Below are 20,715 nucleotides of genomic sequence, written 5' to 3'. Positions count from 1 at the left end.
ATCTAAAGAAAACTTTAGTTACATTATTCAGGGGCACAAAATGGCGTTCAACCAGGTTCACTGCATGGAAGCTCTGGCAGCCGCAACGGCAAGTGGCGCCAGTCATGAAGACTTCATCTATTCCTTCCTTGATGCCTATGGCTTCCCCAAGGCAACCATCACCCAGCTACGCACCGGTAGCAGCCGCAACGTGGCAACACGTCAGGCAGAGGGACATGTAGGGCTCAAGAACTGGCTGTACTTCATGCCGCCCAACGTCGGGGAAAGCGTTCATGAAGCGCTTCAAAGGCTGGCAGATGATGATCTGGTCGCCCGACACAAGACCCGTTTCCAGATCGTGACCGATTTTGAGCAGTTCACTGCACGTGATAGCAAAACGGATGAGCGCATCGAGTGCGCCTTTGCTGACCTGCCCGGACACTATCTCTTTTTTGCGCCCATGGCCGGGCTTGAGCGTGTCGAGAAATATCCCGAGGCCAGTGCCGACGTCAAGGCAGCCGCCAAGATGGGCAAGCTCTTTGAGCGCCTGCGTGAAAGCAACGAATTTCAGACACCCGACCAGCTTCACTCCCTCAACGTTTTTCTGACTCGCCTGCTGTTTTGTTACTTCGCGGAAGACACCGAGATCTTCGACAAAGGCACCTTTACTCGCTTGATCGCTGAGGCCAGTAGCGAAGATGGTGACGAACTGCCCGAGCTACTGACTACTCTCTTCCGCGTGCTCAACCAGCCGTTGGAAGAACGCGCCCCGACCCTGCCAGCGCATCTGGCGCAGTTCCCCTATGTGAACGGCGGCCTTTTCGCACAGGAACTACCGGTCCCAAGCATCCGCGCCAAGGCACGACGCATGATGATTGAGTGTGGCCAGCTCAACTGGTCACAAACCAACCCGGATATTTTCGGCTCGATGTTTCAGGCCGTGGTCGATGAAGAGAGCCGCGACGCCTTCGGACAGCACTACACCAGCGTGCCCAATATTCTGAAAGTGATTCAGCCGCTGTTTCTGGAAAAGCTCACAAGTGAGCTTAAAAGCGCTCGTGGCAATCGCAAGCGTCTTCAGGCACTACTGATTCGGTTAACACGTCTGCGCATCTTTGACCCGGCCATGGGCTCCGGCAACTTCCTGATCATCGCTTACAAGGAGCTAAGACGACTGGAAATGGCGGTGTTTCGTGAGCTGGAGAAAGTCTCCAGACAGAACGAAATGTTCATGAGCGGCATTCGGCTGAGCCAGTTCTACGGCATCGAAATTGACGACTTCGCCCATGAAATCGCGATCCTGTCGATGTGGCTGGTCGAGCACCAGATGAACATGGCTTTCAGAGCGGAGTTCGGCCACGCCGAGCCCACACTGCCGCTCAAGCAATCCGGCAATCTGGTGCTGGGTAATAGTTTGTTAGAAGACTGGCAGGCAATCTGCCCCCGAGATGAAGATTACGAAATCTATATCTGCGGAAATCCTCCTTTTATTGGACACGGTAATCGTAGTAACGCACAGCTTTCTGAGATGAAATCAGTACTGGGTCAAGCCATCAAAAAATACAAGTCTCTGGATTACGTGGCCTGTTGGTTCTATCTAGCGGCTAACTATTGTCGTACCGGCTCAACTGAAGCTGCCTTCGTCTCGACCAACTCCCTTTGTCAAGGGAAGCAAGCTAGCCTGCTTTGGCCGTCAATTATCCGACAAGGCACTAAAATAAGTTTCGCTTACCAGACTTTTAGCTGGAGCAATAGCGCAAAGAAAAATGCTGGCGTGCACGTCATTGTTGTTGGGCTGACGCATCATGAGAAAGAAAGAAGCATATATAAAAAAGTAAACGATCAGTGGCATAAAGAGACTGTAGATAATATTAGCCCTTACTTGGTTAGAGGAAGCAATACGGTCATTTCTGAAAGCAGAAAGTCCTTCTTGAAAGGTGCTAGACCGATGCTTTTTGGCAATATGCCTAACGATGGTGGTTATCTGCTCATGACTACTGACGAGCGTGATGCCTTACTTGCCATTGAGCCTTCAGCACAGCGCTGGATTAGAAGACTAATAGGCGCTGATGAATTCATCAAAGGTAAGGAGCGTTGGTGCCTGTGGCTGGCCGATGCTCATGCTGATGACATAGAAGCTATGCCAGCAGTAAAAAATCTTGTTGAGCAAGTTCGTGAAAAGAGGCTTTTAAGCAGCGATGCGGGAACAAGGAAGCTCGCCGAGCGCCCCCACCAATTCAGGGACCTGAATAATCCAGATAGCTATATTTTGGTGCCCCGAGTGACATCCGAGCGCCGCTATTATGCCCCTGTTGGTTTTTTCAATAGTGATGTAATAGCAAATGACGCTGTACAAATCATTCCCAACGGCACGCATTACGACTTCGCTATTCTCTCAACGCGCCTGCACATGGACTGGCTGCGTCTGGTGGGCGGTCGTTTGGAAAGCCGTTACCGCTACTCCGCCACCATCGTTTACAACACCTTCCCCTGGCCGGATGCCACCGACGCGCAGAAGGCTGAAATTGAACGTCTGGGCCGCAACGTGCTGCTGGCCCGGGAATGCCATCCCGGCAGCACCATGGCAGAGCTTTACGATCCTGACCTGATGCCACAGGACCTGCTGGCCGCTCATCAGGCGCTCGATGTCGCCGTTGAGCTGCTGTATCGGGATAAACCCTTCCGCGATATGGCGGAGCGCCAGACCTATCTGCTGGCGCGCTATGAAACCCTGATCGCCGCCGAGAAGAAGAGTGCCAAATCGGCCGTCGAAAAACGCAAGACGACGCGCACTCCCAAAACCCGGGTGGAGGCGTAATTCATGGCCGATCTGATCAGAGTTGAATACGCACGGACTGGCGGGAGCACCACCAGTAATGACATGGGCATGCGCGAGATGCAGGCCCGCGCCTTTGAAAAGCGCAACAGCCAGTATCTGCTTTTGAAGGCGCCACCAGCATCGGGAAAATCGCGCGCCCTGATGTTCCTGGGACTGGATAAACTGCATCGACAGGGGCTGCACAAGGTCATCGTGGCCGTGCCTGAGATGAGCATCGGTGGCTCGTTTGGTAAGACCGATCTCACCAGACAGGGCTTCTTTGCCGACTGGGAGATTGCCGATCAGAATAACCTGTGTCGCGCGGGCAGTGACAAGGGCAAGGTCGAGGTGTTCTGTCGGTTCATGCGCCAATCGGAGGAGCACATTCTGGTGTGCACCCACGCCACCCTGCGCTTTGCCTTCGATCGGCTTGCGCCCGAGGAATTTGACCACACCCTGGTGGCAATTGATGAGTTTCATCATGTGTCGGCCGATGAGAGCAACCGCCTCGGCGCGTTGATCGACACCTTGATGAATGCCTCCAGCGCGCACATCGTGGCGATGACGGGCTCCTATTTCCGCGGGGATGCTGCCCCCATCCTGCTCCCGGAGGATGAAGAGCGCTTCGACAAGGTGACGTACACCTATTACGAGCAGCTCAACGGCTATCGCTATCTGAAATCACTGGGCATCGGCTATCACTTCTATAAAAACCGCTATATCGATGCGGTCAGTGAAGTATTGAACCCTGATCAAAAAACCATCGTTCATATCCCCAACGTGAACTCCGGTGAGTCCACCAAGGACAAATACGGCGAAGTCGATCGCATTCTCGATATTCTGGGGAACGTGGAACAGCAGGATGCGACCACCGGCATTTTTTCCGTACGCCACGCCAGCGGTCGATTGCTCAAGGTCGCCAATCTGGTAGAAGACAACTCTCTGCAGCGCCCGAAGGTGGTGGAGTATCTACGTCAGATTAAATCTGCCGATGATATGGATATCATCATTGCGCTGGGCATGGCCAAGGAGGGGTTCGACTGGCCCTGGTGCGAACATGTATTGACCATCGGCTATCGCAACTCGATGACCGAGATCATTCAGATTATCGGACGTGCCACGCGGGATAATCCGGGCAAGGTACATGCCCAGTTTACCAACCTGATCGCTCAGCCTGACGCCGAAGATGACGACGTGCGTATCAGCGTCAACAATATGCTCAAGGCAATCACGGTCTCGCTGTTGATGGAGCAGGTGCTGGCTCCCAGCGTGACCTTCAAGCCACGCTCTCGCATGCAGCAAGGCGAGCCGCTCGAACCCGGTACGGTCGTTATCGAGGACACTGCAGCCCCAGTGTCGGCAAGGCTGCTGGATATCCTCAACAATGGCGGCAAGGACGACATTGTCGCGGCGCTGGTCCAGGCGCCTTCCGTCACTACTGCAGCCGTCGTTGAAACGACGGAGCCGGAAGTGATTAACCAGGTAGAACTGCCCAAGGTCATTGAACGGCTTTACCCGGAGCTGGATGACAACGAGCGAGAAATGCTTCGCGAGGGGGTGCTGACCTCCATGCTGATCCGATCAGGCGGTGGCCTGTTCGATGAAGAAGACCTGCCTAAAGATGCCCTCATTCAGGAACCGACGGGTGTATATAACGTTGATCATAATCCGGGGACCACAAACGATACCGCTCAGGAAGGCGTCCCTTTAAATGGTGCTGCCTACGATGAAACCCCGGGCACCGGAAGCTCTAGCGGCAATCGCCAGTTTGTCAGAATGGGCGACAAGTTCATCAACATTGAACATCTCAATGTCGATCTGATCGATCGTATCAACCCGTTCCAGGGGGCTTATGAAATCCTGTCCAAATCAGTGACTTCGTCAGTGCTGAAAACCATTCAGGATACGGTGATCGGCTCCCGGGTGCAGATGAGTGAAGAAGAAGCCGTCATTCTCTGGCCAGGAATCAATGAGTTCGTACAGCAACATGGGCGAGAGCCCAACCTTCACAGTGATAACCATATTGAAGTGCGCTACGCCGAGGCACTGGCGTATATCAAGCACAAGAAAGCGGAGCGTGGCCGGAGTATGGCGTCATGATTCGCTCAAACCCCGGCAGGGGATCGCGCAAGACGCTCAGTGACATTTTTGCTGAACCGGACCCGTTGGGTTTATTGGAAGTCAAAATCAGACAGGCCATACCCAGTGGCGATCAAAGGCTCATGGCCTGCTTTCAGGAAATCGAGCAGTTCATGGCAAGGCATGGCCATGAACCTGATCGAGATGCCAACGACTTTGAAGAAGCCAAACTCGGAACACGCCTGGCAGCCATTCGAGCCAATCCTGACCAGGTCGCCATACTTGAGGATAGGGATGCGTTCGGGCTTCTGCATCCTGCTCAGGGACAGAAAGACGTTGATACTTTTTCAATGCCGGCACAGCCAACCGATGTAGTGCCCACCGAGCCAGAGCCTCAAGCCGCACATCGGTTGACCTCTCAAAATAGTGTCATGTCACTGGACGATATTCTTGCGAGCGATACGCTGGGCCTGCTCGACACAGGAGACGAGAGTCTTTTCAACCTTCGCCATGTTCCTCGCTATGAAAAACGGGATATGCCTGAGGATATTGCCCAGCGCAAACACTGTGACGACTTCTATCGCTTCGAGACGTTGTTCGAAAAGGTGCATCAACAACTCAATGCTGGCGAGCTTGAGACCAAGTCTTTTCAGAAAGAATCGCAGATCAGCGAAGGAGACATGTTCATTCTTAATGGCATGCTCTGTATTGCTGATCAGGCTGGTAAAGAAAGCGTTGGCGCGGGGAAAAAATTCAATCCGCGCCTGAGAGTTGTGTTCAGCAACGGCACGGAATCCAACCTGTTGCTGCGCTCTTTGGCCCGAGCACTTTACAAGGATGAATCGGGACGACGGATTCTCCAGCGCGACAACACCTTCAACGAGTTACAGGGCATCACGCATCACGATAATCGTGTTGGCGCGGTATACATTCTTCAATCCCTGAGCCAGAACCCAAAAATCCAGTCCATCCGCAATCTCTACAAGATTGGCTACACCGAACATAGCGTTGAATCGCGCATCATTGATGCTGACAAGGACCGGACCTTCCTTGAAGCGCCGGTCAGAATCGTCACGACCTTCGAATGCTATAACTTTAACCCGCACAGGTTTGAGCGTTTAATACACGCCATGTTAGGGCAGCAGCGAGTGAATATGACATTGCGCTCGCAGGATGGCAGCACTTACAAACCGCGAGAATGGTTTGATGTGGAGCTGGATACCGCTCGTGAAGTGATACGGCGAATCATTGATGGAAGCATTGTTGATTATCGAATAGATAATACAACAGGCAAACTTTTGCGGAAGAGCACTGACAAGACACTATAAATATTTAATCATCATCCAGCTCCGCCCTGCTTTCGTAAAATTTTGGATATAAATAGAAAATGAATCTGGAAAGTATCGTCCAGCATTATGTAGATACGGGAAAAATAACCCGTGAAGAGATCAGGTTTCTCATGGCTATCAATGCCAGAGCCGTTATAGAAAAGGCAGCTCTCAACGGAAAACTTGATAAAAAAGTGACAAGCAAACTGTTCAGATTACACGCTCAACTTTCGAGCCCATCTGAAAGAACCAAAAAGAACGTCAGTGATGGTATGTACAAGCGTTTAAAAAAGGATTTACACAAAAGGCCTAAATCAGTTTGGCCTATATCAGGCGGAGGAATTAATAGCACCGGAAAGAAGCGGTAAACATTTTTACAAACTCTGCCAGAAATTCGATAATGAGAAACCTACGTATCACACTGACAAAGGGGTTCCTAAACTACTTTCCGGCTGAATGTCCGTCTCAGCGCAGCCCCGTAACCAACCAATGGTGTCAGCGTCTTACATCATTTCGGCCTCAGCTCTGGCGCTCTTCTAATTGCCTGCTTCCAAGTGTCACCTAGAAAGGCGGCAACAAAAAAACCGCCACCCGGCATTACCCGTAAGTGGCGGTTTATACTGATCTTTATGGTGCCGGTGAGAGGATTCGAACCTCCGACCTACGCATTACGAATGCGTTGCTCTGCCGACTGAGCTACACCGGCTGACCGGCTGCGTAGTCTAGCGGTTCAGTCGCGCACTGAACACCCCTTTTGCTTTCAAACCGGCTACTTGCGCCGGTTGCGGCCGCGCATGCGCCTGTGGAGATGGCGGCGTACCGGGGCGTTGCGGGTAAAACAGTAGGCGATGAGGCTCCAGAGCAGAAAGGCACTGCCGGCGAAGACCAGAATCAGCAGCCTGACCGGTAGCGGCCAGCTGCCCAGCAGGAAGTTGTCCTGCACCAGTGCGCCGATGAGATAGCCCACCAGCAGTACGCCCGTGCCGATCAGGCCGGCCTGCGTCACCCTGTACATGTGCCCTGTGCCCCCTGCCCTTGCTGAAAGCCGGACCAACCCATCGTGATGGTCAGCATAGCCCAGTGCCCGTACCCTGTGGACGGATAAACGGTCGCACCCCGGTTTGGCCGGGCTGATGAGGCCTGCGCCGCTCGCGGCCCGGCTGTGGCAGAATGCGCATCACGGCATCGACGCTGAGGAGGACTCACCGGATCATGCAGGAGACATCCGAACACAAACCGCGCTCACGCTCGCTGGGGACCCCGGCCTGGTTCGAGCAGGGCCGGCATCCCGATTATCGCTTCTCGCTGGCCAACGAGCGGACCTTCCTTGCCTGGATTCGGACCGCACTGGCTTTCATGGCGGGCGCGGTGGGCATCTATCAGTTTGCCCCGGATTTCGCCACGCCGGTCACCCGCGAGGCGCTGGGCGTGCTGCTGACCCTCGGCGGGGCCAGCCTGGCGCTGGCGGCCTATCGGCGCTGGTCGCGCAACGAGCAGGCCATGCGCAGCGACAGCGCCCTGCCCTATACCCGGCTGCTGCTGGTGGTGGCGATCTTCGTGGCGATCGTGGCGCTGGCCCTGGCGCTGCTGATCATCTTTCCCTGAGCCGGCATGAGCACGCCCCACTCCACCCGCGACCCCGGCCTGCAGCCCGAGCGCACCGGCCTCTCCTGGTCGCGCACCGCCTTTCTGCTGCTGCTCAACTCGGCGCTGATCACCCGGGCCGGGTTCGAGCACCACGACACGCTGCTGACCGTGCTGGGCATCACCCTGCTGGCGAGCACCGGGGCGATGTATGCCTGGGCGGGCCTGCGGCTGCACGTGATCACCACCACCCGGCAGCCGGTGTCACCGCTCTCGACCTGGGCCATGCGCCTGACGACGGCGGTGGTCAGCCTCGCGGCACTCGGCGTCTGCGGCGATATCGTGCATCAGCTGCTGAGTCAGTGGCCGGAGCGCTGAGCCCGCACGGCCGGCGGCCCCGCTGCCGCATTTGAATGCGCCCCGGCACGGGCGTTAAATGGAGGCATCGTTTTCAGGAGCCGCATCATGAGCGCCGAGTTCGTCTCTCCCGATCGCATCCGCACCCGCTTCTCCCGGGCGATGTCCAACATGTACCGCCAGGAGGTGCCGCAATACGGCACGCTGTTGCAGCTGGTGGGTGAAATCAATGCCGGCGTGCTGGCCGAACGGCCGGCCGGGCAGGTGCCGGACGAGGGCGAGCTGGCGCGGCTGGATGTCGAGCGGCATGGCGCCATCCGGCTGGGCACGCCCGAGGAGCTGGCCACCATGCGCGAGGTATTCGCGGTGATGGGGATGTTTCCGGTGGGCTACTACGATCTCGCCGAGGCCGGGGTGCCGGTGCACGCCACTGCCTTCCGGCCGGTCGACGAAGCGGCGCTCGCCCACAACCCCTTCCGGGTCTTTACCTCGCTGCTGCGGCTGGAGCTGATCGACGATGAGCCGCTGCGCGAACAGGCGCGCCGGATTCTGGCCGCCCGCGACATCTTCACTCCGCGCCTGCGCGAGCTGCTCGCCGAATGGCGCCGGCAGGGCGGGCTGAGTGACCGCCAGGCCGACGAGTTCGTAATGGAGGCGCTGGAGACCTTCCGCTGGCACAGCCATGCCACGGTCGATCGCCCTACCTACGAGCGGCTGCACGAGGTCCACCGGCTGATCGCCGACGTGGTCTGCTTCCGCGGCCCGCACATCAATCACCTCACCCCGCGCACGCTGGATATCGACGCCACCCAGGCCGCCATGCCCGAGCACGGCATCACGCCCAAGGCGACCATCGAAGGCCCGCCGCGCCGCGAGTGCCCCATCCTGCTGCGCCAGACCAGCTTTCGGGCGCTGGAAGAGAGCATCCTGTTCGCCGGCGAGGAAGAAGGCTCGCATACCGCCCGCTTCGGCGAGATCGAGCAGCGCGGCATGGCGCTGACCCCGCGCGGGCGCGAGCTCTATGACCAGTTGTTGAGCGCGTCAAAAGCCACCACCGGCGGGCTCTCCGGCGAAGCCCACCAACAGGCGCTCGCCGAAGCGTTCCGTGAATTCCCCGATGACGAGACGGTGCTGCGCCGCGAGGGGCTGGGCTACTTCCGCTACCACCTGACCGAGCAGGGTCGCCGGCAGGCCGGCACCGGGACGCTGCCCGAAGAGGCCGAAGCGCTGATCGAGCGCGGCCTGATCGAGGCCTCGCCGATCATCTACGAGGATTTCCTGCCGGTCAGCGCCGCCGGAATCTTCCAGTCCAACCTCGGCGACAGCGGCACCGGGAAGTATGCGCAGGGCGATAATCAGGCGGCCTTTGAAGCGGCGCTGGGGGTGACGGTGCACGATCCCTTCGCGCTCTACGAGGCGATCAGCCAGGAGTCGCTGGCCACCTGCCGGCGCGCCCTGCAGGGCTGAACCGGTCAGCCGGCGCCGCTGTCATTTCAGGGCGTGGCATCTTCCGCCGCGTGCACGCTGATCACCATGCAGTGCGCGGTATGGCTGACCCGATGCGACACACTGCCGATCGCCATGCCGGTCAGATCGCTGAGCCCGCGGCTGCCCATGACAATGGCATCGACTCCCAGCGTCTTCGCCTCGTGAATGATGACATGTGCCGGCGAGCCGCGGCGCACCAGGGTACGAATCTCGCCGGGGAAGTCCGGCACCTCGGCCAGCGCCCGGTCGAGAAGTGCCTGACCGGCCTCTTCGACGGCTTGCGCGGAGGCGGCGCGCAGCGCCTGCTCGACGCTGCGAATCCCGCCGTCATGCAGGTGTGGCAGCAGCTCGCGCACGTTGAGCAGGTACAGGGTCGCCTCGTGGGAGGCGGCCAGTTCACAGGCGACCCGCAGCGCCTGCCGGGCATAGCCCGAACCATCGATGGGCACCAGCAGTGATCGGAACATGAGACGTCCTCCCGGCATGACGAACAGGGTTCCCGGTCTTTTTATACCGGGAAACGCCCCGCGCTTCACGCCTTCTCACCCCCGGGCCGTGCGACCGGGTGTCGCTACTCCGTCAGCGCCACCATGCGCGGTCGGCCGATCAGCATGCCGGCAACCGTCTGTACTCCCAGCAGCACCAGCAGGAAGCTCAGCGAGAGCTGCCAGCTGCCGGTCAGCGAGTGCAGCCCGCCAAAGACCAGCGGCCCGCCGGCCGCCATCAGATACCCCAGACTCTGCGCCATGCCGGAGAGCATCGCGGCGTGATGCGAATGGGTGGTGCGCATCACGATCATGGTCAGGGCAAAGCTGAAGCAGCCGCCCTGGCCGGCCCCCAGCAGCACTGCCCACAGCATCGGCGCCGTGGTGGGCGCCCCCTGCAGCCCCGCCAGCCCCACAGCGACCAGCAGGCAGAGGCCCAGCACCAGCAGGCTGTGCCGCGACAGCCGCGAGGCCAGCCGGGCGATCAGATAGCTGGCGGGGATGGTGGTGAGGTTGATCACGGAAAGCATGGCGCCGGCGCTCGCCCGGGGTACCCCGGCCTCCAGCGCCACCGAGGGCACCCAGGTCTGCAGGGTATAAAAGCCGAGTGACTGCATGCCCATGAAGATCGTCAGGGTCCACGCCACCGGGCTGGCAAACAACAGACGCATGCGGCTCCGGCTGCCCTCGCCCGGCGCCGGCGGATGCCGCAGCGCCAGCGCCCACCACAGCAGCGAGGTAATCACCCCCACCCCGGCCCACAGCCATATCGGCACCGACCAGCTGCCTGCCAGCTGCATCAGCGGCACCGCCGTACCCGCCCCGAGGGTGGCGCCGATCCCCATCACCACGGTGTAGAGCCCCATGGTGCGACCGAGCTGCTGCGGCCGGTCACGCTTGACCAGGCTGGGCATGTAGACATTGCCCAGCGCAATGCCCAGCCCGGCGAACAGGGTGCCGGCGATCATCACCGCAAAGCTCTCGATGCCGCGCATCAGGCCGCCCAGGGTGATCGCCACCAGCGCTGCGGCAATCGCCCGGTCGAGCCCGATGCGGGCGGCAATGCCGGGCGCCAGCGGCGAGAACACGCCGAAGCAGAGAATCATGCCGGTGGTGAGCAGGCTGGCCGCCCCGGCCTCGATGTGCAGGGTATGCATGATCGGATCGAGCACCGGGCCGACCACCACGATCGGCGCACGCAGGTTGAAGGCGGCCAGGGCAAAGGCCAGCAGCCACAGGAGCGCGGGCACTGGCGGGCGGTGGGCATCGGACATGAAAGACGGACTTCCCGTTGGCTGGTGAACACCCCGGAACCGGTACCGGGCTCGCTCATGCTAACAACTCCCGCGCCGGGTTACCCGGCCTCACAAAGCCGGCTGGTATCCGTGGGTGGCGTTGCTACGCTGAACTCAATGGCGCGGTTTGCGCCCACCCCATTCATTGATCGCACCGGCGCGGTGCAAGGAATCGACATGAGTGAAGTCTCCCGCTATCCCGTCGAGAATCTGGATGCCACCCACGCCAAGGAGTGGCTGCGCTGTTTCCAGCGGGTCCGCCAGGCCAGTGAAACGCTCTGCGCGCCGCTGCATACCGAGGACTACATGGTGCAGAGCATGCCGGATGTCAGCCCACCCAAGTGGCATCTGGCACACGTCAGCTGGTTCTTCGAGGCCTTCCTGCTCAAGCCGTATCTGGCGGACTACCAGACCCTCAATACCGCCTACGACTTCCTCTTCAACTCCTACTACGAAACCCACGGCGAGCCCTTCCCGAAGCCGCTGCGCGGCACCATCTCGCGCCCCACGGTCGCCGAGATGTACCAGTTCCGCGCCCACATCGACGCCGAGATGGCGCGGCTGCTCAACGATCCGCCGCTCGACCGGCTCGGCGAGATCCTCTCGCGCGTCGAGATCGGCCTGCATCACGAACAGCAGCACCAGGAGCTGCTGGTGATGGACATCAAGCACATCCTGTCATGCAACCCGCTCCATCCGATCTACCGCGACGATGTCCGCCAGCGCCTGCTGGAGACCGCCGAAGCGCCCCAGCCGCAGACCGCGCGCCAGTGGCATCACTACACCGATGGTGTACGGCTGATCGGCAAGGATTACTCGGTTTCCGATGGGCCACAGCATGACGCCAACGGCTTCGTGTTCGACAGCGAGACACCGCGTCATCGCCAGTACGTGGCCGGCTTCGAGCTGGCCGACCGGCCGGTCACCAACGGCGAGTTCATCGACTTCATCGAGGATGGCGGCTACCAGCGCACCGAGCTGTGGCTCTCCGATGGCTGGCACCACATCCACGAGACCGGCTGGCAGGCACCGGAGTACTGGCAGCTGGTCGATGGCCGCTGGCATCAGATGACCATGGGCGGGCTGGTGCCGGTCGATCCGGATGCACCGGTCTGTCACGTCAGCTTCTACGAGGCCGACGCCTTCGCCCGCTGGGCCGGTGCCCGCCTGCCCACCGAAGCCGAATGGGAGGTCGCGGCCGCCGAACTGCCGGTGACCGGCAACTTCGTCGAGAATGACTGGCTGCAGCCGGTGGCCGGCGCGCATGCCGGAGACGGCCCGCACCAGATGTTCGGAGATGTCTGGGAGTGGACCGGCAGCGCCTTCCGCCCCTATCCCGGCTTCAAGCCGCTGGAGGGCTCGCTCGGCGAGTACAACGGCAAGTTCATGTCCGGCCAGATGGTCCTGCGGGGCGGCTGCTGCGCCACCCCCGGTGATCACATCCGCGCCACCTACCGCAACTTCTTCCCGCCCCAGGCACGCTGGGCATTCTCCGGCTTCCGGCTCGCCCGCGACGCCTGACCACCGACACGCCATGCGGGCCGATGCCCTGGGTATCGGCCCGCCTGCCGGTGTACTGCACCATCCGCGGCGAGGCTCGCTCGCCATCATCAGGACCCGCCATCCACAAGGAGTGTTGTCATGGCCCGGGCCACCGATTCCCGCATCCGTTTTCACGATCTGCTCGATACCTCCCGCGCGGCTGCAAGCAGCCTGCTCGAGGACGCCCGCGCGGGGCTGGGCGAGCCGCCCCGCACCCTGTCGCCCAAGCACTTCTACGATCAGCGCGGCTCCGAACTGTTTGATCGCATCTGCCAGCAGCCGGAGTACTACCCCACCCGCACCGAGGAGGCGATCCTGGAAGCGGCGCTGCCCGACATCACCGAGCGGGTCGGCCGTGAGACCACCCTGATCGAGCTCGGCAGCGGCGCCTCGCGCAAGATCCGGCTGCTGCTGGATGCCCTGCGTCCGAGTCGCTATGCCGGCATCGACATCTCCCGCGACTTTCTCATCGACAGCACCGAACGGCTGGCCGTCGACTACCCGTGGCTGGACGTGCACGCCATCTGCGCCGACTTCACCACCCCGCTGACGCTGCCGGCGGAGCTTGCCGACAGCGAGCGGCCGGTCGCCTTCTTCCCCGGCTCCTCGATCGGCAACTTCTCGCCCGACGAGGCCAGCGTGATGCTCGACCACCTGCGCGAGCTGCTGCCGGTCGGCGGCGGCCTGCTGATCGGCGTGGACATGATCAAGTCGCCCGCCATTCTCGAGGCGGCCTACAACGATGCCGCCGGCATCACCGCCGAGTTCAACCGCAACCTGATCCGTCGGCTGCGCGATGAGCTGGGCGCCGAGGTCGATCCGGCGGACTTCGATCATCGGGCGTTCTACAACCGCGATGCCTGCCGGATCGAGATGCATCTGGTCAGCCGCCGCGATCAGCGCTTCATGCTGGGGGAGACGCCGATCGAGCTGCGCCGGGGCGAGAGCATTCACACCGAGGACTCCTGGAAGTACAGCGATGCCGGCTTCGAGGAGATGGCCGGGCAGGCAGGATTTGCGCCGGTCGAGCGCTGGCACGACCCGGAGGGACTGTTCGGGGTGTACTACTTCACCCGCGCGGCCTGAGCGTCGCGGCCGCCACCGACACCCGGCGCTACTCGATCAGCACGGCTGATGACGCTGAGATGACAGGGTCGATGGGCACCATCGACCCTGTCCGCATAGGCTGCAAGGAGCATCATCATGACTCGTCCGTACTCCACTCCCGCCATCAATCCGCAACCGACCGCCCTGCCCTTCGAACTCTCCGAGGCGCGCTATCGTGAGCTGACCGCACAGGTCGACTCACTGCTCGAACAGATGACCCTCGAGGAGAAGATCGGCCAGATGACCCAGTTCACCAGCGACCGGGACACCACCGGGCCCTCGGTCGGCAGCGACATCGAAGAGGACATTCGCGCCGGCCGGGTCGGCTCGGTCTTCAACGCCTTCGATGCCGACTTCACCCGCGAGCTGCAAGAGCTGGCCGTCGACAACAGCCGGCTCGGCATCCCGCTGATCTTCGGCTACGACATCATTCACGGCTTTCGCACCATCTTCCCGATCCCGCTGGGCCAGGCGGCGAGCTGGAACCTCGAAGGCATCGAGCGGGCGGCGCGCATCGCCGCTACCGAAGGCGCTGCCGCCGGTGTGCACTGGAGCTTCACGCCGATGCTGGACATCTCCCGCGACCCGCGCTGGGGCCGGGTGATGGAGGGCGCCGGCGAGGACCCCTGGCTGACCTCGCAGATCGCCATCGCCCAGGTCCGCGGCCTGCAGGGGCATGATCCGGAGGCCACCGATACCCTGGCCGCCTGCGCCAAGCACTTCGCCGGCTACGGGGCGGTCGAGGCCGGGCGCGAATACAACACCGTCGACATGTCGCAGTGGCGGCTGCGTTCGGTCTATCTGCCGCCGTTCAAGGCCGCGCTGGATGCCGGCTGCGCCACGGTGATGACGGCCTTCAACTCGCTTAACGGCCTGCCGGCCTCGGCCGATCCGCTGCTGTTCGAACGCATCCTGCGCGACGAGTGGCAGTTTCGCGGCTTCGCGGTCACCGACTACACCGCCATCATGGAGCTCGAACGCCACGGCGTGGCCGACAGCGCCCGCCAGGCGGCAAGGAAGGCCGTCAACGCCGGCATCGACATGGACATGCAGGATGGCTACTACCTCGATGAGCTGGGCGGCCTGGTCGAGGCCGGCGAGGTCGCCGAGGCGCGCATCGACGAAGCGGTTCGGCGCATCCTGCTGATCAAGGCTGCCCTCGGGCTGCTGGAGGACCCGTACCGCTACTCGGACAGTGAGCGCGAACGCACCGCCATCCTGACCGATGAGCATCGTCAGGCAGCCCGCGAGCTGGCCCGCGAGTCGATGGTACTGCTGAAGAACGACGATGCGGTGCTGCCCCTGGATGGCGATATCGGCACCCTCGCCGTGATCGGTCCGCTGGGCAATACTCAGGAGGTCATCGGCTCCTGGCATGCCGACGGCGACGCCGAGCAGGCAGTCTCGCTGCTGAGCGGACTGCGCAACCGGCTGGGTGACGGGGTCGAGCTGCTGCAGGCCGAAGGCGTCTCCAACGAGATCGGCAGTACCGATACCTCGGGCATCGAGGAGGCAGTGCGGCTGGCCGAACAGGCCGATGCGGTCATCCTCGCGCTCGGCGAGCGCCAGGAGTACGCCGACGAGGCCGCCAGCCGCGCCGACATCCGCCTGCCCGGCATGCAGCTCGAGCTGGCGCGGCAGGTGATCGAGGCGGCAGGAGACAAACCGGTGGCCACGGTGCTGTTCAACGGTCGGCCGCTCGATCTGACCGATCTGGATGCCATCGCCCCGGCGATGCTCGAGGCCTGGTGGCCGGGCAGCGAGGCCGGCAATGCCGTGGCCGATGTGCTGTTCGGCGACCACAATCCCGGCGGCAAGCTGACGATGACCTTTCCGCGCAGCGTCGGCCAGGTACCGCTCTACTACAACCACTTCAATACCGGCCGGCCGCAGGGGGTCGATCCCAAGTACGCCTCGCAGTATCTGGATATCCCCAACACGCCGCTCTACCCGTTCGGCTTCGGGCTCTCCTATACCACCTTCGAGTACTCCCGGCTCGATCTCGACCGGCAGAGCATCAGCGGCGATCAGGCGCTGGCGATCCGCGTTACCCTGAGCAATCGCGGCGAGCGGCGCGGCACCGAAGTGGCGCAGCTCTATCTGCGCGATCTGACCGCCTCGGTGGTGCGTCCGGTGCGCGAACTGAAGGACTTCCAGCGCGTCACCCTGGAACCCGGCGAATCTCGCACCCTCACCTTCTGGCTGACCCGCGACCAGCTGGCGTTTCTTGACGCCGACCTGGCCATGCAGGTCCAGCCGGGGCGTTTCGAGGTGCAGATTGGCGGCAGTTCCGAGGCGGGACAAACCGCCGAGTTCGTGCTGGAAGAGTAACCCACTGCCGGGTGGCACTGACGCCACGCACTGGAACAGCCGCCGGCCCCAGGGCCGGCGGTTTTTCATGGATCCTATTCCCGGCTGGCCGGCAGTTCCTTCTTCATCCGTGCGCCCAGCCGATTCAACTCATGCGCCTGGGCGACCAGACTGCCCTGGCCGTCGCGCAGCCGATCCATCGCCTGCTGATGGCTGTTGCCGGCGCGGTGCAGGTGAGTACCGATATCCTCCATGCTGGAGACAAAGCCGTGGAACTTGTCGAGCAGCTTTTCGGCACGCTCGACGATGCCGCGGGCGTTGTCGTTCTGGCGTTCGAGTCGCCACAGGCTCGCCACGGTGCGCAGGCTGGCAAGCAGCGTGGTGGGGGTCACGATCACCACGTGACGGTCGAAGGCCTGCTGGAAAAGGGTGTCGTCGTGCCGGAAGATGGCGGCAAAGGCAGGCTCGATGGGCAGGAACAGGAACACCATGTCCGGGGCGTTGAGGCCGGTCAGGCTCGGGTAGTCGCGGCGTGCCAGGCCATCGACATGGTTTCGCACCGAGCGCAGGTGCGCCTTCATCGCCCGCTGACGCTCCTCATCGGTTTCGGCGGCCATCACCTCGCTCCACGCCGTCAGCGAGACCTTGGCATCGACGATCAGATGGCGCTGTTCGGGCAGATGGATCACCGCATCGGGCCGGCCGATGCCCTGCTCGCCCTGGCGGGCCACCTCGCGCTCGTACTCTTCGCCCTTGCGCAGCCCGGCACGCTCCAGCACCGTTTCCAGCATCAGCTCGCCCCAGCCGCCCTGGGCCTTGTTGTCGCCCTTGAGCGCGCGGGTGAGGTTGACCGCCTCCTCGCTCATCTGCCGGTTGAGACCGGCCAGCTGCTCCAGCTGAGCGTTGAGATGCGCGCGGCTGCGCTCCTGTTCGCCGTGCAGCGCCTCGACCCGTGAGCGGAACTGTTCGACCTGTTCGCGAAACGGGGTCAGCAGGGCATTGAGCCCCTCCCGGCTCTGCTGGCTGAAGCGTGCACTGCGCTCCTCGAAGATCCGCCCGGCGAGCTGTTCGAACTCCTCCTTGAGCTGATGGCGCGCCGACTCCAGCAGCCTGAGCTGTTCGGCGTGATGGCTCTGTTCCTGTTCGCGGGCGGTCTCCAGCGACGCGGCGCGGCGCTGCCAGCCGGCCAGCTCCTCGGCGAGCCGCTCCAGCCGCCGGTCGCGCTCGCCCAATTGCTGGCGCTGTTCCTGGGTCAGCGCCTGCTCACGGGAGAGCAACGCCTCCCGCTCAGCCAGCAGCCGTTCGCTCTCCCCGTGCTGACGCCGCTCGTCATCGAGCTGCTCCTCCAGCTCGGCTTCGCGTTCGCCATGGCGGCGGCGCTGACTCAACAGCACCACCGCGCCGATGACCAGTCCTGCCAGCAGACCCGCCACCCCTGCCGTGATCGATACCGATTCCATGCCCGCTCCCGTTGCAGCACCCTGGTGCGCCGCGCTCTTCGATCCGCAAGGATGCCAGAGAGTCGCGGCGCCGTCGCCGGGCCCCGCCGGTCAGCCGAACACCAGCCCGGGCAGCAGCAGGGAAATGCCGGGGACAAAGGTCACCAGCAGCAGCATGACGATCAGCAGCACCCAGAAGGGCAGTACCTCCCGGATGAACTCCGGCACCCGGGTGCCGGTAATGCTGCAGGTGGTGAACATCACCGTGCCCAGCGGCGGCGTGATGGTGCCGATGGCGGCATTGAAGATGAAGATGATGCCGAAATGCACCGGGTCGATGCCGAACTGCGCGGCCACGGGCGCCAGCAGCGGCGAGAGCACGATCAGAACGGCGTTGCCTTCCAGAAACATGCCCAGCACCAGCAGCAGCCCATTGGCCAGCAGCAGAAAGGCCACGGCGCTGCCCATGCCGCTGGCGAGCAGCTGGGTAATGGTCTGGGGAATCTGCTCCCAGGTCAGAAAGCGGGCGAATCCCGAGGCCACGCAGATGATGAACAGCACGTTCACCGAAGAGAGCAGCGACTCGCGGGTCGCCAGCGCCACATTGGCAGGGCGCATTTCCCGATAGACGAATATGCCCACGATCAGGGCGTAGGCCACCGCCATGGCACCGGCCTCGGTCGGCGTGAACACGCCGATCCGGATACCGCCGATCACCAGCACCGGCAGCGCCAGCGCGATCAGACCGGCGCGGGTCACGCTGATCCACTCGCTGCGTGACACGCGATCGCGGCGCGGCGGCTGATAGCCCCGCCGCCGGCACATGAAGGCGACCAGTCCCATCATCACCGCGGCCATCAGCAGCCCCGGCACCACCCCGGCCAGAAAGAGCCGGCCGATGGAGACATTATTGACGTAGCCGTAGACGATCAGCGCGATGCCCGGCGGAATGGTCGCGGTAATCAGCGAGGAGGAGGCCGTTACCACCGAAGAGAACGCGGTCGGATAGCCCCGCTCGTTCATCTGCGGCACCAGCAGCTTGGCGTTCATCGCCGCATCGGCAATGTTGGAGCCGGAAAGCCCGCCCATGAAGGTACTCAGCAGCACGTTGGATTGCGCCAGCCCACCGTGAAAGCGTCGGGTGCAGAGCTCGGCCAGATTGAGCAGGCGCACGGTGATGCCGGAATGGTTCATGAACACGCCGGCCATGATGAAAAACGGAATCGCCAGCAGCGAGACCGACTCCAGCCCACCGGCGAGCCGCTGGATCAGCAGGGCAATCGGCTGATCGGCACCGATCACGAAGTAGGCAAAGGTCGAGAGAAACAGGGCAAACGCGATCGGCGTACCCAGCAGGAACATCAGCAGCAGCAGGCAGAGCGCCAGGGTAACCGCCATGTTACACCTCTCGTACGGTCATCAGCCGTCGCAGGCTGTGATAGATCATCATCGCGGCACTCAGCGGCACGGCCAGGTAGATCCAGTAGTATGAAATCTGCAGCATCGGGGTGCTGCGATAGGCCGAAAAGGGCAGCAGCTCGAGTCCCCAGATCACCATGATCACGGCACTGGCCAGCACCAGCCCGGTATTGAACAGCCGCTCGCGCCAGCGGTTCAGCGCCGGCGGCAGCCGTTCGCCGAACAGTTCGATCAGCACATGGTCGTTGCGCCGCACCAGCGCACTGGCGCCCAGAAAGCTCGCCCATACCAGCAGCAGCTGCAGGATCTCTTCCGCCCAGGCGATCGGCGCATCGAAGAAGTAGCGCATGATGACGTTGGCAAGGGCGATCAGGAACAGGGCGAACAGCGCCAGACTGCCCAGCACCTCATCCAGCGACATGAGGCGATCGAGCCACTTCAGTACACTCTTCATGACATGCTCCTGCCGGGGCAGCCAGCGCTGCCCCGGCGCGCGCTCAACCGTTGATGATCTTCAGCACCTTGTCATAGAGCCCCGGCGACCACTGCGGGAAGTCCTGCGGAATCTGCTCGCGGGCCCGCTCGCGAAACGGCGCGACATCGACCTCGTTGACCTCGACCCCGGCCTCCTTCAGTCGCTCGATATCCTTGTCGTTGCGCTCCTGCACCAGCTTCGAGGCGTAGTCGGAGAAGCGCTTGCCGGTCTCGGTCAGGATCCGGCGCTGCTCGTCGGAGAGCTGCTGCCAGAACGCCTCGCCGGTCACGAACGGCGTCACGGTCTGCATGTGGCCGGTCATGTTGAGCTGCTTGACCTGCTCGTGAAACTTGCCGCCGTAAAGCACCGAGGGCGGGTTCTCGACCCCGTCGACAATCCCCTGGGCCAGCGCGGGATAGACATCCCCCAGTGACATCGGCGTGGGCACGGCCCCCATGGCCCGGACCGTGGCGACATACATCGGGGAGTTCTGCACCCGGATCTTGACCCCCTTGAGGTCCTCGGGCCTGCTCACCTTTTCACGCGAGAGCAGCTGGCGCTCGCCGTAGATCACATCCGGCACCACGATGTGATAGCCGGCCTGGTTCATCTTCTCCCGCTGCTGCCGGAACCAGTCGGATTCGAGCAGCTTGAGCTTGTCCTCGAAGGTATCGGAAATGTAGGGCGCATCGATCACGCTCAGGTCCGGTACCGCATCAATGAAGTTGCTGTAGGAGTTGATGGCAATCACCTGCGAGCCCATGCGGGCCTGCTGGGTCACCTCCATCTCCGAGCCCAGCTGGCTGGCCGGGAAGGGCTGCAGCACCAGTTCGCCCTGACTCTCCTCTTTCACCCATTTCGCCCACTGCTTGACGGCGAGATCGATCGGCTCGCCGGGCTGGTTGCCATAGGCCACCTTGATTTCCGTGGCCGCCTGTACGTTGCCGGCCAGTGCGAACGACGCCACGGTCAGGGTCGCCAGCCAGCTCATGAGTTTCCGGCGCATAAGA

17 protein-coding genes and 1 tRNA gene are annotated in these 20,715 nt (G+C 62.0%); 10 read left to right on the top strand and 8 right to left on the bottom strand.

From position 1 onward, the window contains the following. Window positions 1-40: 40 nt before the first annotated feature. Genes C7446_RS02220 through C7446_RS16245 form a run of 4 tightly spaced genes read left to right on the top strand, consistent with a single transcriptional unit; the run spans window position 41 to window position 6,572 of the window. A complete protein-coding gene (locus C7446_RS02220) occupies window positions 41-2,797 on the top strand; it encodes a DNA methyltransferase (protein WP_121170842.1) in 2,757 nt (918 codons plus the stop codon). 3 nt (window positions 2,798-2,800) lie between these two features. Then, a complete protein-coding gene (locus tag C7446_RS02215; RefSeq protein WP_121170840.1) occupies window positions 2,801-4,897 on the top strand; it encodes a DEAD/DEAH box helicase in 2,097 nt (698 codons plus the stop codon). Next, the gene (locus tag C7446_RS02210; protein ID WP_121170838.1) at window positions 4,894-6,204 is read left to right on the top strand and encodes a GIY-YIG nuclease family protein; all 1,311 of its coding nucleotides are present in this window, start codon (window positions 4,894-4,896) and stop codon (window positions 6,202-6,204) included. The genes C7446_RS02215 and C7446_RS02210 overlap by 4 nt, the downstream gene beginning before the upstream one ends. A gap of 59 nt (window positions 6,205-6,263) precedes the next feature. After that, window positions 6,264-6,572 carry a hypothetical protein gene (locus C7446_RS16245; RefSeq protein WP_147408714.1) on the top strand — a complete coding sequence of 103 codons (309 nt, stop codon included), beginning with the start codon at window positions 6,264-6,266 and terminating at the stop codon, window positions 6,570-6,572. A gap of 262 nt (window positions 6,573-6,834) precedes the next feature. On the opposite strand, the gene C7446_RS02205 is transcribed toward C7446_RS16245, so the two are convergent. Continuing rightward, window positions 6,835-6,910 (bottom strand) — tRNA-Thr (locus tag C7446_RS02205). Window positions 6,911-6,973: 63 nt separating this feature from the next. Continuing rightward, the gene (locus tag C7446_RS02200; RefSeq protein ID WP_121170836.1) at window positions 6,974-7,219 is read right to left on the bottom strand and encodes a hypothetical protein; all 246 of its coding nucleotides are present in this window, start codon (window positions 7,217-7,219) and stop codon (window positions 6,974-6,976) included. A gap of 197 nt (window positions 7,220-7,416) precedes the next feature. Here C7446_RS02200 and C7446_RS02195 point away from each other — a divergent pair, with 197 nt between their 5' ends. The 3 genes from C7446_RS02195 to hglS all read left to right on the top strand — a co-directional run bounded on the left by C7446_RS02195 (window position 7,417) and on the right by hglS (window position 9,612). Further along, window positions 7,417-7,809, top strand: a complete 393-nt coding sequence (locus C7446_RS02195) for a YidH family protein (protein ID WP_121170834.1) — start codon at window positions 7,417-7,419, stop codon at window positions 7,807-7,809. Between the two features lie 6 nt (window positions 7,810-7,815). Then, entirely contained in the window at window positions 7,816-8,166 is a 351-nt protein-coding gene (locus C7446_RS02190) for a DUF202 domain-containing protein (protein WP_121170833.1), read from the top strand. Window positions 8,167-8,253: 87 nt separating this feature from the next. Next, on the top strand, window positions 8,254-9,612 hold the full coding sequence (gene hglS / locus C7446_RS02185; RefSeq protein ID WP_121170831.1) for a 2-oxoadipate dioxygenase/decarboxylase HglS: 1,359 nt from the start codon (window positions 8,254-8,256) through the stop codon (window positions 9,610-9,612). 26 nt (window positions 9,613-9,638) lie between these two features. Here the strand turns inward: hglS and C7446_RS02180 are convergent, their stop codons facing one another. Further along, on the bottom strand, window positions 9,639-10,100 hold the full coding sequence (locus C7446_RS02180; protein ID WP_121170829.1) for a universal stress protein: 462 nt from the start codon (window positions 10,098-10,100) through the stop codon (window positions 9,639-9,641). A gap of 104 nt (window positions 10,101-10,204) precedes the next feature. Next, window positions 10,205-11,392: a CynX/NimT family MFS transporter gene (locus C7446_RS02175; protein ID WP_121170827.1), complete on the bottom strand. Its 1,188-nt coding sequence runs from the start codon at window positions 11,390-11,392 to the stop codon at window positions 10,205-10,207. 198 nt (window positions 11,393-11,590) lie between these two features. Between C7446_RS02175 and egtB the strand changes: the two genes are divergently transcribed. The 3 genes from egtB (at window position 11,591) to bglX (ending at window position 16,393) form a co-directional block, all read left to right on the top strand. After that, window positions 11,591-12,934, top strand: coding sequence for an ergothioneine biosynthesis protein EgtB (gene egtB, locus C7446_RS02170; protein WP_121170825.1), 1,344 nt, complete (start codon window positions 11,591-11,593; stop codon window positions 12,932-12,934). Window positions 12,935-13,054: 120 nt separating this feature from the next. Continuing rightward, window positions 13,055-14,041, top strand: coding sequence for an L-histidine N(alpha)-methyltransferase (gene egtD, locus C7446_RS02165; RefSeq protein WP_121170823.1), 987 nt, complete (start codon window positions 13,055-13,057; stop codon window positions 14,039-14,041). 117 nt (window positions 14,042-14,158) lie between these two features. After that, on the top strand, window positions 14,159-16,393 hold the full coding sequence (gene bglX / locus C7446_RS02160; protein WP_121170821.1) for a beta-glucosidase BglX: 2,235 nt from the start codon (window positions 14,159-14,161) through the stop codon (window positions 16,391-16,393). A gap of 74 nt (window positions 16,394-16,467) precedes the next feature. Here the strand turns inward: bglX and rmuC are convergent, their stop codons facing one another. From rmuC to C7446_RS02140, 4 genes are all read right to left on the bottom strand, one after another. Continuing rightward, window positions 16,468-17,832, bottom strand: a complete 1,365-nt coding sequence (rmuC, locus tag C7446_RS02155) for a DNA recombination protein RmuC (protein WP_121170819.1) — start codon at window positions 17,830-17,832, stop codon at window positions 16,468-16,470. A gap of 90 nt (window positions 17,833-17,922) precedes the next feature. Next, entirely contained in the window at window positions 17,923-19,209 is a 1,287-nt protein-coding gene (locus tag C7446_RS02150) for a TRAP transporter large permease (RefSeq protein WP_121170817.1), read from the bottom strand. Between the two features lies 1 nt (window position 19,210). Continuing rightward, complete coding sequence (locus C7446_RS02145; protein WP_121170815.1) at window positions 19,211-19,684, bottom strand: TRAP transporter small permease; 474 nt, start codon at window positions 19,682-19,684, stop codon at window positions 19,211-19,213. A 43-nt stretch (window positions 19,685-19,727) separates the two neighbouring features. After that, window positions 19,728-20,711: a C4-dicarboxylate TRAP transporter substrate-binding protein gene (locus C7446_RS02140; RefSeq protein WP_121170813.1), complete on the bottom strand. Its 984-nt coding sequence runs from the start codon at window positions 20,709-20,711 to the stop codon at window positions 19,728-19,730. Between the last annotated feature and the right edge of the window lie 4 nt (window positions 20,712-20,715).

Origin of the sequence: Kushneria sinocarnis (assembly GCF_003633775.1) — a bacterium.
GTDB lineage: Bacteria > Pseudomonadota > Gammaproteobacteria > Pseudomonadales > Halomonadaceae > Kushneria > Kushneria sinocarnis.
This window is presented reverse-complemented; position numbering and strand designations above follow the sequence as displayed.

What these genes read in the sequence shown, in the direction of transcription:
- C7446_RS02145 (WP_121170815.1), bottom strand. Translation starts at nt 19,684, where the DNA reads ATGAAGAGTGTACTGAAGTGGCTCGATCGCCTCATGTCGCTGGATGAG.
- C7446_RS02150 (WP_121170817.1), bottom strand. Translation starts at nt 19,209, where the DNA reads ATGGCGGTTACCCTGGCGCTCTGCCTGCTGCTGCTGATGTTCCTGCTG.
- C7446_RS02195 (WP_121170834.1), top strand. Translation starts at nt 7,417, where the DNA reads ATGCAGGAGACATCCGAACACAAACCGCGCTCACGCTCGCTGGGGACC.
- bglX (WP_121170821.1), top strand. Translation starts at nt 14,159, where the DNA reads ATGACTCGTCCGTACTCCACTCCCGCCATCAATCCGCAACCGACCGCC.
- C7446_RS16245 (WP_147408714.1), top strand. Translation starts at nt 6,264, where the DNA reads ATGAATCTGGAAAGTATCGTCCAGCATTATGTAGATACGGGAAAAATA.
- hglS (WP_121170831.1), top strand. Translation starts at nt 8,254, where the DNA reads ATGAGCGCCGAGTTCGTCTCTCCCGATCGCATCCGCACCCGCTTCTCC.
- rmuC (WP_121170819.1), bottom strand. Translation starts at nt 17,832, where the DNA reads ATGGAATCGGTATCGATCACGGCAGGGGTGGCGGGTCTGCTGGCAGGA.
- C7446_RS02140 (WP_121170813.1), bottom strand. Translation starts at nt 20,711, where the DNA reads ATGCGCCGGAAACTCATGAGCTGGCTGGCGACCCTGACCGTGGCGTCG.
- C7446_RS02200 (WP_121170836.1), bottom strand. Translation starts at nt 7,219, where the DNA reads ATGTACAGGGTGACGCAGGCCGGCCTGATCGGCACGGGCGTACTGCTG.
- C7446_RS02190 (WP_121170833.1), top strand. Translation starts at nt 7,816, where the DNA reads ATGAGCACGCCCCACTCCACCCGCGACCCCGGCCTGCAGCCCGAGCGC.
- egtB (WP_121170825.1), top strand. Translation starts at nt 11,591, where the DNA reads ATGAGTGAAGTCTCCCGCTATCCCGTCGAGAATCTGGATGCCACCCAC.
- C7446_RS02215 (WP_121170840.1), top strand. Translation starts at nt 2,801, where the DNA reads ATGGCCGATCTGATCAGAGTTGAATACGCACGGACTGGCGGGAGCACC.
- C7446_RS02180 (WP_121170829.1), bottom strand. Translation starts at nt 10,100, where the DNA reads ATGTTCCGATCACTGCTGGTGCCCATCGATGGTTCGGGCTATGCCCGG.
- C7446_RS02220 (WP_121170842.1), top strand. Translation starts at nt 41, where the DNA reads ATGGCGTTCAACCAGGTTCACTGCATGGAAGCTCTGGCAGCCGCAACG.
- egtD (WP_121170823.1), top strand. Translation starts at nt 13,055, where the DNA reads ATGGCCCGGGCCACCGATTCCCGCATCCGTTTTCACGATCTGCTCGAT.
- C7446_RS02210 (WP_121170838.1), top strand. Translation starts at nt 4,894, where the DNA reads ATGATTCGCTCAAACCCCGGCAGGGGATCGCGCAAGACGCTCAGTGAC.
- C7446_RS02175 (WP_121170827.1), bottom strand. Translation starts at nt 11,392, where the DNA reads ATGTCCGATGCCCACCGCCCGCCAGTGCCCGCGCTCCTGTGGCTGCTG.